At 36.0% G+C, this 12,965-nt stretch carries 16 protein-coding genes; 14 read left to right on the top strand and 2 right to left on the bottom strand.

Annotated elements, in window-relative coordinates:
• Positions 1-1,318, bottom strand: a 1,318-nt coding sequence (locus tag F6K54_RS28435) for a S8 family serine peptidase (RefSeq protein WP_293085186.1), incomplete at its 3' end; no start/stop codon positions are given.
• Between the two features lie 150 nt (positions 1,319-1,468).
• On the opposite strand from F6K54_RS28435, the gene F6K54_RS28430 reads away from it, so the two are divergent.
• From F6K54_RS28430 to F6K54_RS28375, 12 genes are all read left to right on the top strand, one after another.
• Entirely contained in the window at positions 1,469-1,669 is a 201-nt protein-coding gene (locus tag F6K54_RS28430) for a cyanobactin biosynthesis system PatB/AcyB/McaB family protein (protein WP_293085183.1), read from the top strand.
• Between the two features lie 75 nt (positions 1,670-1,744).
• Complete coding sequence (locus tag F6K54_RS28425) at positions 1,745-1,936, top strand: cyanobactin biosynthesis PatC/TenC/TruC family protein (RefSeq protein WP_293085181.1); 192 nt, start codon at positions 1,745-1,747, stop codon at positions 1,934-1,936.
• Positions 1,937-1,954: 18 nt separating this feature from the next.
• Positions 1,955-2,191, top strand: a complete 237-nt coding sequence (locus F6K54_RS28420; protein ID WP_293085178.1) for a hypothetical protein — start codon at positions 1,955-1,957, stop codon at positions 2,189-2,191.
• A 617-nt stretch (positions 2,192-2,808) separates the two neighbouring features.
• Positions 2,809-3,648, top strand: a complete 840-nt coding sequence (locus F6K54_RS28415; protein ID WP_293085175.1) for a hypothetical protein — start codon at positions 2,809-2,811, stop codon at positions 3,646-3,648.
• A gap of 244 nt (positions 3,649-3,892) precedes the next feature.
• Positions 3,893-4,069, top strand: coding sequence for a hypothetical protein (locus F6K54_RS28410; RefSeq protein ID WP_293085172.1), 177 nt, complete (start codon positions 3,893-3,895; stop codon positions 4,067-4,069).
• On the top strand, positions 4,056-5,327 hold the full coding sequence (locus F6K54_RS28405; protein ID WP_293085170.1) for a transposase: 1,272 nt from the start codon (positions 4,056-4,058) through the stop codon (positions 5,325-5,327). The genes F6K54_RS28410 and F6K54_RS28405 overlap by 14 nt, the downstream gene beginning before the upstream one ends.
• A gap of 288 nt (positions 5,328-5,615) precedes the next feature.
• Positions 5,616-6,248, top strand: a complete 633-nt coding sequence (locus tag F6K54_RS28400) for a ThiF family adenylyltransferase (protein ID WP_293085167.1) — start codon at positions 5,616-5,618, stop codon at positions 6,246-6,248.
• Positions 6,249-6,300: 52 nt separating this feature from the next.
• The gene (locus F6K54_RS28395; RefSeq protein ID WP_293085164.1) at positions 6,301-6,588 is read left to right on the top strand and encodes a hypothetical protein; all 288 of its coding nucleotides are present in this window, start codon (positions 6,301-6,303) and stop codon (positions 6,586-6,588) included.
• Complete coding sequence (locus F6K54_RS28390; protein ID WP_293085163.1) at positions 6,581-6,727, top strand: hypothetical protein; 147 nt, start codon at positions 6,581-6,583, stop codon at positions 6,725-6,727. Before F6K54_RS28395 ends, F6K54_RS28390 begins: the two co-directional genes overlap by 8 nt.
• A 187-nt stretch (positions 6,728-6,914) precedes the next feature.
• Positions 6,915-7,181, top strand: coding sequence for a hypothetical protein (locus tag F6K54_RS28385; RefSeq protein WP_366558256.1), 267 nt, complete (start codon positions 6,915-6,917; stop codon positions 7,179-7,181).
• Positions 7,182-7,269: 88 nt separating this feature from the next.
• Complete coding sequence (locus F6K54_RS28380) at positions 7,270-8,436, top strand: hypothetical protein (protein WP_293085160.1); 1,167 nt, start codon at positions 7,270-7,272, stop codon at positions 8,434-8,436.
• Between the two features lie 7 nt (positions 8,437-8,443).
• The gene (locus F6K54_RS28375; protein WP_293085158.1) at positions 8,444-9,532 is read left to right on the top strand and encodes a hypothetical protein; all 1,089 of its coding nucleotides are present in this window, start codon (positions 8,444-8,446) and stop codon (positions 9,530-9,532) included.
• A 621-nt stretch (positions 9,533-10,153) separates the two neighbouring features.
• On the opposite strand, the gene rd is transcribed toward F6K54_RS28375, so the two are convergent.
• Positions 10,154-10,867, bottom strand: coding sequence for a rubredoxin (gene rd, locus F6K54_RS43215; protein ID WP_366558255.1), 714 nt, complete (start codon positions 10,865-10,867; stop codon positions 10,154-10,156).
• 161 nt (positions 10,868-11,028) lie between these two features.
• Between rd and F6K54_RS28360 the strand changes: the two genes are divergently transcribed.
• Both F6K54_RS28360 and F6K54_RS28355 read left to right on the top strand, forming a co-directional pair.
• Positions 11,029-11,463 (top strand): Fur family transcriptional regulator, encoded by a 435-nt coding sequence (locus F6K54_RS28360; protein ID WP_293085156.1) that lies wholly within the window; start codon positions 11,029-11,031, stop codon positions 11,461-11,463.
• A 656-nt stretch (positions 11,464-12,119) separates the two neighbouring features.
• Positions 12,120-12,506, top strand: a complete 387-nt coding sequence (locus F6K54_RS28355) for a VOC family protein (RefSeq protein ID WP_293064125.1) — start codon at positions 12,120-12,122, stop codon at positions 12,504-12,506.
• Positions 12,507-12,965 lie beyond the last annotated feature (459 nt).

Here is a 12,965-nt window from a genome sequence, read left to right as displayed (position 1 = left end):
AGGATTCTGACTCCGACTTAATGGGAGCCACTGAACTCCGAGAAGGCGGAAGGCTGGAGGCAGAAGGCAGAAGGTTCTGTTCAGTTGAGGATTCTGACTCCGACTTAATGGGAGCCACTGAACTCCCGTTTAGTTGGGGTTTTAAGCCACCTTTTGTTGGCAGAATGCTCCTACCTATCTCCTGCGGAGACACTACACGAACGGTATCGGGATAAATCCCTCCTGCCTCTTGCCCTCTGCCTTCTACCTTTCTATCAACCCCACTATCTCCTAATATGACATCTTCCTCTGGCGTTGCCTCGACGGTAGAAACTTCCACTGCTACTAACTGCTTTCCTGTCAAAAGTTGAAAAGCTCCGGCAACATTGAGCTTACCCAACATACAACGTTCGACTTCTTCAGTATCTTCCAAAGTACAGGGAATAGCACTATTTGTTAATGCTGCTCGTATTGCTTCTGCATCTGGAGCTGCTCCTTGCTGCAATTGTAAACTCATTAGAAGTGCCGAAATACCTGTTACCATTGGTGCTGCACAACTGGTACCTTTATTACGAACAGTTTCTTCTGTTCCTGGTTGGGCACCAAGAATATTTTCTCCAGGAGCAATAATACCTTGTTTTTGGTACTGCCCACCCCAGTTACTAAATTTGAATATTTGACCATTATCTTTCATTGCCCCTACCGACATTACTCCCGGTAATATTGCCGGAAGACACCAACATTCACCTTTATTGTTTCCAGTCGGAGCGACGATTAAAATATTATTTTCTAGAGCTTGACGTACTGCTTTTTCCAGTAGTTCGTGAGCAACGCCAGTTTTGCTAGGACGGCAGGCAGCACAGTGAATAATATTTGCCCCCAAATCTACGGCCAGGTTAATGCCACGAGCTAAGTTTATAGGATCGACGTAATAGTCATTACCATAACCTATGGGAATATTAATACCCCGACATTTGTAAGCAATACCTTCGACAGGAGTACCTGGTTGTCCAAAAATATTACTAAAAACATGGGTAGCGTGGAAAGCTGCCCCAAGGACTTCTCTGGTGAGTTTGTCTGGGATAGCTTCTTTTAGTTTTGTCTCTCTGACCTCATTCTGTTCATCGGAATTTTGGATTTCTCGGAAGATGTCTATATATTTGGGGTCGAATTCTACTGGTTGTTGCCAATAAGAGTTGATTTTTGTGACGTTAGCTCCTTGAAAGCATCCTCGATCTAAATCGGCAGCTCCATCTAGGAGAACTACAGTGATACGAGGGTCGCCTCTGGTGTGCGTCCACAGTTCGTTTAGTCCAGGGATATCTGCAAAATCTGGCACAATTTAAAGTTAATTTTTAATTATATCTTCAGGCTGAGTATACACCTAAACCTATACTTAAGAATATTATTGGGAAAAAAACTTAATAATTGTCACCCTGATTCTATTGCTGTTAACATTATAATTATTAAATAGTCAGGAATCATAAATATGAGATTACCTAAACAAACACCTCCAGTGAAAAGACCCGATCTTATTTCTCCTAGTCTAGCAGTAGATGTGGTTTATGGTCGCGGTGAAGACCTAGTAACAATTCGTATGGACTTGATGCATGGGGCGAATTATAACGATCCAGCTCCCTATAATTATCCGACTTACAATCAGCTCAAGTTTTCTGGTTGGGTTCGTTGAGAGTTACTTGCACCTGTATCGTCGGGCGATCGCTAATCTTGAAAAAATTTATAATGTTGTAAAATAAGGATAATTATGTCAAAAAAGCAAAAATCTCAAGCTTCTCAAAATTTCAGTAACAGCGAAAAACAAGATATATCTGAACAAGAACAAAAATCTATGATGCAGGCAACTGGTTTGGAAGACTATGCACGTTGGAAAATTATGTTCAAAGACCATAAGAGGGAAGACGATCCATCTTTCCGTCGCGGACGCATTTGGGCTTAAGTTCAAACCCAGTAGAAGATGGGAAGTTGGGGAGATGGGGAGATGGGGAGATGGGGAGATGGGGAGATGGTAATCAAACATAGTATTACTATTCAGGAATGGCCGTTTGCCTCTACTGATGGTAGTGGACTGTTTCATCTTAAATGTTGCAATAGAAAATTTGTAAGAGGATATCTGAAAAGTTTTTTGATACTGAATTTTGCCCCCCGAGCAAGCCAATTTTGGGGGGAGCAAGAGTCTATTTGCTTGCTCTAGTCCCCCAATTTTGGGGGATGCGCAGGGGCTTGGATATAGCAAATTTCTCAGACAACCTCTCATATCATGTCCGGTAGCATCGGTATTGTATAGCAAGGGTAAGGAACACTTAACTGGGAACAGGGAACAGTCAGGAATACCTAAGAGCAAGAAAAAAACTTAAATTTCCTGTAGGTATTCACCTTTGGGTTTACAGAAACGATACCAGCGGACATGATATCAGAGATTGCTTTCCTAAGGTCATGCTCCGCAAACACTACCGTTCGCAATGACAATTCTAATGCACTATTTTAGGTGAAACAGTCCACAATAGCGTTCATGCGTAAGTCCTAATAATATTACTCACTCAGCAAACGGATTTGATATTAAGAGGTTAAAATTCACAGCAGATTCCTCGCATAAGAAGTACAGAGATTAACAATTAAATGAATGCAAGTGTGGGCATCTTGCCCGCGATGGTTATACCTCACGCTTAATGGAACCTGCTGTAAAATTCTTGTTTCCAAACTATTTATTTTTTGTTAAATAGACATCTCCAGAAATTAAATATTACTATCTTCCTTCCAGTTGATAACTTTTAACTTCTTCCTTCTTCCTTCTTCAATACATCAAAAACTATGGCAGATATTAAAAATTTATTAAACCAATTAGCCGCTCAAGAAGCACAGTTAAATAATATTCAATTTCTAGCACCTTGTGTTGGAGGTGGGCGAGTTAAAACAAGAGTAGCAGGAATGGTTTATACCTTTCAAACTCAACCTAAAAAATTTGAAGGTTGGGGAATTTTTCAACCAATTAATGATAAAATAGCAAAGTTTGTAGAAGAACCAAACTTACCTCAATTAGAGGAATATTTCCAACTTTTGAAACCTCTGAAATTATTCCTTGCCTGTCAATTAAAAGGGCAAAAATGGCTGGCATATCCAACTAATGAATCTGATGCTAAACAACGTTTTGGTTTTGCTAAACCTATAGCAGTTCATCTAGTAACAGAAGGAGCTATGTTTGAGCAAATAATTGCCAGATTTGATGGTAGTTCCTGGTGGTTTGAAGATATCGATCGCCGTGCCGATCCTTTTGTTGCGGAACAGTTGCGGGAAGCGTTCAAAAATATTACGCCACCCAAAGAAGTCAGGTTTAAGGGGATAACTCCAGAAATGAAAATAGTTTATGACTTAGTAGCGCGACAAAAAGAAGAGTTTATGAAACAAATGCAACAACAAAGGGATGAAAAACAACTGCGTGAGGCGTTAGAAATGGGAGGAGGTGAATTGCAGAATTTTCGCGATCGCTCTACTTATTGGCAAGTAGAATGGGTGACAAGGGATGGGGAACGTCATACTTCTGCTATTGATAAAAATGATTTGACTGTGGTGAGTGCTGGTATTTGTCTGAGTGGGGGCGATCGACATTTTGATTTACAGTCTTTAGTGGGTGTTGTTGAACAGAGATATTAAAGAAGGAAGAAGGAAGAGGGAAGAAGGAAGAAGGGAAGAAGGAAGGAAGGAAAGACCGAAAAAGGAAGAAGGAGGAAGGAAGTAAAGACTGAAGTTGCAAGAAACCAGGAAAAAGGAAGAAAGGAGAAAAATTATGCTTCTAATTTACGAATAGTGGCTATAATAAGACGTTGTAGTTCATCAACTTCTTGAATGATAGAATTAAATAGTTCTGGTTTAGCTAAGTTTACCTGCAATCACTCCTATGGCCAGCGCTATAATCTTTGATGAGCGTGTCTGGATGAATGGTGAATATGTAATTGTGATTCAATGTCATAATTATACACAAATATTAATAGTTTATCTAGTAGACATTTTGGGTAAATTTAGCTATAACAATAAATGTAGTCAAGGAATTAACAACAGCTTTGCTAGTAATTGAGGCAAAATTAAAAGGCAGTCAAAATCAGTACAAAGTTTTAGATGAAATGATTCTCACAGGTCAATTCATCAGAAACAGTTGTTTGCGCTATTGGATGGATAATAAAAACGTCAAGCGCAACGACTTACAAAAGCTTTGTTCTGTACTAGCAAAGGATAGTAATTTTCCTTGGGTGAAAAAGTTAAACTCTCAAGCAAGACAAGCATCAGCCGACAGGACATGGCAATCAATACAACGATTCTACAAAAATTGTAGACTGAAGTTACCAGGTAAAAAGGGCTATCCTAAATTCAAAAAATTCACTCGTTCAATAGAGTATAAAACAACTGGTTATAAGCTATCCCCAGACAGAAAGAAAATTGAGTTTAAAGATGGTTTTAAAGCTGGTGTATTTGAACTATGGACAAGTCGCGATCTAGTTTGGTATTCACAACAGCAAATAAGTCGTGTCAGAGTTGTTAGAAGGGCGGATGGCTATTATTGTCAATTTTTAGTAAATGTAGAGAGAAAAGAAACTCATAATTTTCAAGGCAATGTAGTAGGAATAGATTTAGGTTTAAATGCTTTCTATACTGATAGTAATGGTGATGTTGTAGAAAATCCTAAGTATTTGAGAAAGTCAGAAAAACGACTAAAAAAGCTACAAAGGAGATTATCACGTCGCCACGAGCAAGGTAAAAAACCTCAGTCAAATAACTACCACAAAGCAAGAATTCAATTAGCGCGGGCAAATCTCAAAATTAGTAGACAACGTAAAGACTATGCAATAAAAACTGCAAGGGCGTTAATCCAATCTAACGATTTGGTAGTCTACGAGGATTTGAAGATTGCTAACCTAGTTAAAAATCATCACTTAGCTAAATCTATATCTGATGCAAGTTGGTATCAGTTCACCGAATGGTTAGAATACTATGCTAAGTTGCATGGAATTGCTTGTATAGCAGTACCTCCACATTTCACTAGCCAAAATTGTTCAAATTGTGGGCAGACAGTTAAGAAATCATTATCAGTTAGAACCCACAAATGTCCGCATTGTGGCTATACTGCTGACAGAGACCATAATGCAGCAAGAAAGATTCTAGCTAAAGGTTTAGAAATGTTGGGAGCAGTAGTCAACAGTACCGAGGGGCACTCGGAACCTGGGGGAAACCCAAAAGCTACGGGAGAGTCCGACCTCTGGATTAGCAATAGCAATATTGCCAATCTAAGTCATCTCTGTGAGCGTAGAATCATCAATGATGAGAATCCCGCATCATAATCTGTGATTTGATGCCGGGAGTATGTCAATGCTTTAGCAATAATTAATTGGGTATCTAACTCTCTGAGAGAACCTAGTGCCGCTACGCGGAAGTTAAAAGTCAAAAGTTAAAAGTCAAAAGTATTGATTTGTAATTGTTTGAGGATTTTATAACTGGTCAGTTATTTCCGCCATCCTGCACTAGAGCAATTCTGAGAAAACGTATATATTCAACCTTCTTCCTTCTTATTTCCAACTTTAGTCCTTCTTCCTTCTTCCTTCTTCCCTCTTCCTTCTTTCTTCAAAACTATGTTTTTTCACGAACAACTTTACCGCAGTCCAGAAATTATGACAAAGCTAAAAAATTTGTCAATAACTATTTGTGGTGCAGGTGCTTTAGGAGCAAATATTACTGAAAATTTAGCTCGTTCTGGGTTTAGTAAATTACGGGTTATAGATTGCGATCGCATTGAGGAGCGTAACCTATCTACTCAACCTTATTATCGTTCTGATGTGGGAGCTTTTAAAGTTAAAATTTTGACTAATAGTCTCTATCGTGCTTTAGGAGTAAAAATTGATAGTCAATCTCAAAAATTAACTGGAGAAAATGCGGGTAAACTATTAGCAAAAAGTGAGTTAGTGATTGACACTTTTGATAATAGTATTAGTCGGAGTGCTGTGAAAAATTATTGTGCGGATGCTAATATTTCTTGTCTTCATGTAGGGTTAGCTTCTGAATATTCAGAGATAATTTGGAATGAAAATTATCGAGTTCCTTCACCAGTAAATGATGATATTTGTGATTATCCATTAGCGAGAAATTTAGTAATGTTAACTGTTGCTGTTTCTTGTGAAGTTGTAGTGAATTTTGCAGCGACAAAACAGCAGGATAACTTTACTGTGACTTTAGGAGATTTTGCTGTTAGGTCTATAGATTTTTAGAATTAGAAAATTTGCTAAGATTTTAATAATTAGGAATTTATCTAACTTTTATATGAATAAAATAGAAATGTTGAGCAAAAAGTTAATATTCCCACCTAGAAAAGAAAAAAGTGAAAATGAGGCTTTAGAATGCTCTGAAACAGTTGTAATTATAGGAGCTAATGGCTCTGGCAAGAGTAGACTTGGTCGTTGGATAGAGGAACATCAAGAAAGTTCTCAAGTGGTTCATAGAATTTCCGCCCAAAGAAATTTAGATTTTTCTGAGTATGTGTCTCTTACAAGTATAGAAAAAGCTACCAATGAGCTATTATGTAGAATTCAAATTAAAAAAGATGTTTAATGCAAAAGCTAAGGGAAAAGACGAATTATCTGTAGCATTAAAGAATCTTTGTGATTCCATTAAGATCAGCAAAATCTATGATAAAAACTTGGAAATATATAATCAAATAATTCAAGAAAAAAATTATCAAAAAGCCTGATCATATTACAATAACAAAGGATTATCAAAATCAATTTCAAAGTTTTTTGATATACGTGATTATAGTAATCATATTATTAGGCTTTTATCTACGGAACATAGGGAAAAAATTATCTCAGCGTTAAAACAATATGCTCCAATACTAAATTAGACATAAAACAGAAGTAAATAATATTAGTCGGAGTGCTGTGAAAAATTATTGTGCTGATGCTAATATTTCTTGTCTTCATGTAGGGTTAGCTTCTGAATATTCAGAGATAATTTGGAATGAAAATTATCGAGTACCTTCTCCAGTCAATGATGATATTTGTGATTATCCATTAGCGAGAAATTTAGTAATGTTAACTGTTGCTGTTGCTTGTGAAGTTGTGGTGAATTTTGCAGTGACAAAGCAACAGGATAATTTTACTGTTACTTTAGGATATTTTGCTGTTAGGCCATTATTATTTATGTAGGATTAAATCAATATATGCTATGCTGATTTAATGACTAGATTAAAGTTAATAATTGAATTACAAATATATAGCATCAGAGGTAAGATAAATGACAACAAATATAGACATTATCAAAGATGAAAGAGTTAACTGTTATTCTGTAATGATTCAGTTGAGAGTAGCAGAATATTTAGAAATGGTAGAAAAAGTTTTTAATGATAGAGGAGGTTTAGAAGGACAAAGGGATACTGTAAAAACAACAACAGCTATTCGGATTCGCAAAAGAATGGTCGAAGATTTGAAAAAAGGAGCTATATTACCACCAATAGTTGTAGGAGTAATTACTTCGGAGGACAAGTTATCTACTCTCAAACAATTAGATAGAGATGACTTTCTAAATCTAATTACAAACCATCCTGAAAATATATCTATAATTGATGGTATGCAAAGAACAACAGCTTTATATGAAGCCCAAAAAACTACTGATATTAGGGCTAATAAAGTTCGTATAGAATATTGGATAGCATCTCAAGTAAATAGTCTTATCTATCGGATGTTAGTATTAAACACAGGACAAATTCCTTGGAACTTGAGAAGACAAATTGAAACTGTTTTTAAAGAAAATTTGAAGGAACTAAAGGAAAAATTCCCTGATATAGATATCATAAAAATTGACGATTCAAAGAAACGTAAAAACCCTCGTCAATATCAAGCAGATAGGATGATTGAGCTATTTTTAGTTTTCGGTTCTAGAAAGGAAAAAGTTGACTTACAAGAGAGATTAGCGGATGAGTTTACTAGACAAGACTTTATAGAATCAGTAGCTAATCCTAATTTTACGAATATATTTTATGAAGTAATAGGATGTCTAGCTGACTTTGACTCAGCTCTATCTGCGTATAAAAATACAAATGAAGAGGGATATTTTAAAGAAGGTAAAGACTTATTTCGTAGTCATCCAGCTTGTATTGGTTTTGTAACTTCTATCGCTTTATATGTACAAGGTAGACCTGGTAATGATTATAGTTTAGAAACACAAAATGAAAGGTGGAGTGAAATTAAAAATCATGCAAATAAACTTTTTGAAAAAGTCAAAGAAATGAAACATAGCGAAATAAGTGATTTTTTAGATTTTCCAACACTTAACGAATTAATTAGTCAAAAAAAAGGTAGAACTACTAACTTTGAAAGAGCGTTTTTCTTAGAAGCTTTTAAGGTCTTAATAGATGAAGATTTCGAGGTTCAAGTAATGACACCATGTTGGAGAGCTTACTGATACCAAGATGTCTATAAATATGATCGAAGCTAATCAATATATCTTCAATGAATTAGCTAATTTTCTTGAAGTAAGTAATATAGACATTCCTATAGATGAACAAAAAAAACGTTATATTGAGACTGATGATGAAGAAAAAGAATGGTTGAAAAATTTAAAAATAATTAATCAAAAATATCAAATTTTACCCAACTTTGCAACAGCATCTTTTCAATATGGCGGTAATGATTATTTTGTAGCCATTGGTTCCCCAGAATATTTAGAAACTAATCAAGAAGTTATTCAGTTTATAGAATTGAATGCAGGCATAGTTACTGCTTTATTGTTTGAATTGAAAATATCAGTGGCTCGAAAAGCCAGTCCTTATGATATTGTAGATAAAATTTTTTATCCATCTCAAAAGGAAAGAATCGGATATGATTTTTCTATAGTAAGAGACTTATTTGAACCAATTTTTGTTTATAAAATCCCAGAAAATTCTCCTTTTTTGAGTTTAGATGATATAACTTTGATTAGAATTTCTGGCTTTTATGTGAAAAATAGTCAACTGGTTTCATTAAATTTTTCATCAAATACTCTTAATGAATTTGAAAAGCTATTTATTGAAGGTTCAAAAAATATACCTTATGAAAACTTACTACTCAGCTTAGTTTCTCTTTCTTGGAAATATTCATTTCTCGATATCTATAGATGTATCGAAAGATTATTTCCCATATCAGAACTAGAAGAGCAGCACAAAAAATTAAATATTCAAGATTCCCTATTAAACTTTGCTGATGATATTGAATCTTATATTGGTTGGAAACCAAAAGAAAATGAAGCACTAAATAAACTGATTACAGATTCTCCCAATTCAGCACGTCAGATACTTCGTCAAGTCAAAGCTAATATTAATAATGTAGAAGAGGGAAATCTTGGAAATTTTGTCTATAAAATTCGTAATTCGATTGTGCATTTTAGACCTGCTATAAAGCAAATTAAATTCAATGATAATAATTGGGATATGTTAATCCATTCATCTTTATTAGTTATTGAATATTGGTATGACAAATATGAACAACAACTTGCAGATAGTAATGTTGATAACGATAACTAAGGTGAAACTCAGAATAATTAAGATATCATTTCTATCCAACCAATTATACGATGTCCGGTTGAATAGTTATAAATAACAACAGAGGAGTCAGGAGATCCCCCCTAACCCCCCTCTTCAAGGGGGGAACTGGAAGTCCCCCTTTTTAAGGGGGATGCGCGGGGGATCATTGATGTACTTCACGCCTTATGAAAACTATTATATAAGGAGGAACAAGTTCTTTTTATCACGCTCTTATCCGGACATGATATTACAGCATATTTCAGTCAAATGATGTACGAGGTAAATGGTGAAAATCTTGTAGTGCGGGCATCTTGCCCGCGATGGGTGTACTTCATAGAGTCGCAAAGTGCTGTATTTCATCCCCATTGAATTACCAAAAGCAGCAGAAATTATCTTTTCCACCACAAATTAAAATCATGCAAAATCTAATATAGAAAAGCAATCCCAAAAACTATTGGAGATTACTTTCCTATGGCAATGATTTTATCGTAAGTTATTAGCCAGATTTGATATATAGAAGTCGAAGGAAAAGTTAGAACAGATAAAAAGCTTATAACTCAAACCAAGCAATATTCTTCCCTCTTCCTTCTTCCCTCTTCCTTCTTCCTTCAAAAAAAACACTTAAGCTGCAACCGCTTCTTCATAAGGAACAAAAGATTTCTTCTGCGCCCCACAAATAGGGCAAGACCAATTTTCAGGAATATCTTCAAATGCTGTACCAGGAGCAATACCAGAGTCAGGATCGCCAACAACTGGATCGTAAATCATCGAACACACCCGACAGATCCATTTACGGGTTGCAGCTTCCTTTCCAGCAGCTTTTTGTTTCGGTGCAACACCATTCAAACCTTCGAGAGCTTCCGTATATTGATCCGCGTGGTGATGCTCAATGCTAGTCAATAAACCAAACTTATGAGTTGCTTGGCGAAACATGGAAGCGTGTTCCCGAGACTCTTCCTCTTGCTCCTTAAATTCTGCTGCTGCTGCACTATCACGATCTACCCGTGCTTGCTCGGCAAATTCTGGGTACATAGTTGTATATTCGTAGGTCTCTCCTTCAATTGCTAACTCTAGACAACGAGAAGCGATCGCTTTTTTCTGCTCTTCAGTCAAGGTAGATGGATCGTCTACTACTAACTCTGGGTGAAGTAGGCGAAAGTGGGAAAAGGCGTGTTGAGTTTCTTGGTTAGCTGTTTCCCGGAAAAGTTTGGCTAAATCTTCCATGCCCAATTTCTTGGTTACTTCGGCAAAGAAGAGATATTTACGGTTAGCCATTGATTCTCCTCCAAAGGCATCAGACAAGTTTTTGGCAGTGTTAGAGTTGGACAAGTCCATGGTGTTCTCCTGAATTATTTCTTTTACTCTGTTATATCTAAGAATAATTCTGATTTAAGAAAATGTCAAGGATAATATTAAATTAAATTTAACAACCAATATTTGTTGAGATGTGTTATAATCTGAAGCTGGTATAAAATGTATATAATAAGCTTAAGTTAATGAACAGTAACTATACTGCAACAAAAATTAAGGAAGAAATGCAATCTAAAGGACTGAGAATTACTCCTCAGCGGTTTGCGGTTTATGCCAATCTTTTATCTCGTTCAGATCATCCCACAGTTGAGGAGATATTGAGTGAAGTCAACCGTGAGTTACCAATTTCTTCTAAGGCAACTATTTATAGCGCCTTAACTGTGTTACGAGAAGTAGGGTTAGTTAAGGAAGTATTGCTCGAAGAGGGAGTAACTCGTTATGATGCTAACGTTAAACCTCATCATCATTTTTGCTGTCAAAAGTGTGGCGCGATCATTGATATCGACTGGGAAACTTTTAGTGATTTACAATTAGATCGTTTACCACCAGGAATTCATCCTGAAAGTTATGAGGTTATTGTTAAGGGTACATGCAGTCGTGAAAGTTGTAATGGAGTATAGATCAATAATGAATAATTAATAATTAATAATGAATAATTAATAATTACCTCTTCTTTTCAAGGAGAGGATTGACTCAAAGGCAAAATTTTTCTTGTTTCTCCTTGAAAGGAGAGGCTTTAAATCTTAATTATTCGGTAATAAATTTGATAGTGCGAGCATCTTGCTCGCGAATATTTTAGTATTGCTAAGGAAGAAGGAAGAAGGAAGAAGGAATAAGGAATAAGGAAGAAGGAATAAGGAAGGAGGAAGAAGGAACAGGACTTACGCAAAGGCACTATATATAAGGTTTCGCTCAGTTACGCTGCCGCTAACACACCCTACGAATAGCGTTCATGCGTAAGTCCTGAGGAATAAGAAAGAAGGAATAAGGAAGAAGGAAGAAGAAATAAGGAAAAAATTGATGGGGACTCAGAGGTTGTCTGAGAAGTCTCATTTGCTACATCACTCGCCCCCGCGCATCCCTCAAAATTGGGGAAATTTTACCAGCTAATGGATTCTTGTTCCCCCCAGAATTGGGGGGCTAGGGGGGCAAAATTCAGTATTAAACAACTTTTCAAACATCCTCTCAAACTCCAACCAATTTTTCCTTCTGCTCTCTACCTTCGTTGATGATATTCTTTTTGTTAATTACTATTGCAAATTATTAGAATTACCCTATGAAAATCAAAAGCTTCAATCATGTTGCAATTATTTGCTCTGATTATGAAAAATCAAAACATTTTTATGTGAACATTTTAGGGTTTGAAATTATTCAAGAAACTTGGAGAAAACCACGCAATTCTTATAAATTAGATTTACTTGTAGGAAGTGGCGATCGCATAGAGTTATTTTCATTTCCCAACCCTCCAAAAAGATTAACTCGTCCAGAAGCTTGTGGTTTGAGACATTTAGCTTTAGAAGTAGATAATATTGATGAATCTGTCGATTATTTGAAATCCCACAATATAGAAGTAGAAGATATTAGAATTGATGAAATAACTGGCAAACGTTTTACTTTCTTTCCCGATCCAGATGGGTTGCCTCTGGAAATTTATGAAAGTTGAAGAAAGCAATTAATAATTAATAATTAATAATTAATAATTACCTCTTATTTTCAAGGAGAGATAATTATTAATTGTTTAGCAAAAAATAAGGTCTAAAGCCTTCCCTTTCAAGGGGAAAAAAGCGGTTGAGGGATGGCGAAGTCCCCTCGCCATATCCAATCAACCAAGAGAAGAAATAATATTTCCTTATATTCAATCAAGAGCGGTTTTAACCAGAGGTAATTATCAATTATCAATTAATGAATTCCCCTCCTGGGAGGCAGGGCTGTTTCAAAGTATTGTAGATTAATGATTTAGGGAAAACGGGAGTAATGGACATTGTTGAACAGTGGAATTTGCCAAAATTTGCCGATTTTGAGCGCCAATAAGCGTCCCTTTTGCTCTGACTAAAATAGTGAAAAGTCAACTTTTAATCATAAATTAAAAGCCTCTATCCCCGTGTCTCCGTGTCTCCGTGTC

The organism is Okeania sp. SIO3B5 (assembly GCF_010692555.1).
In the GTDB taxonomy this organism is placed as follows: domain Bacteria; phylum Cyanobacteriota; class Cyanobacteriia; order Cyanobacteriales; family Microcoleaceae; genus Okeania.
Note: the sequence above shows the minus strand (reverse complement) of the source record. Positions and strands in the feature narration are given on the sequence as shown.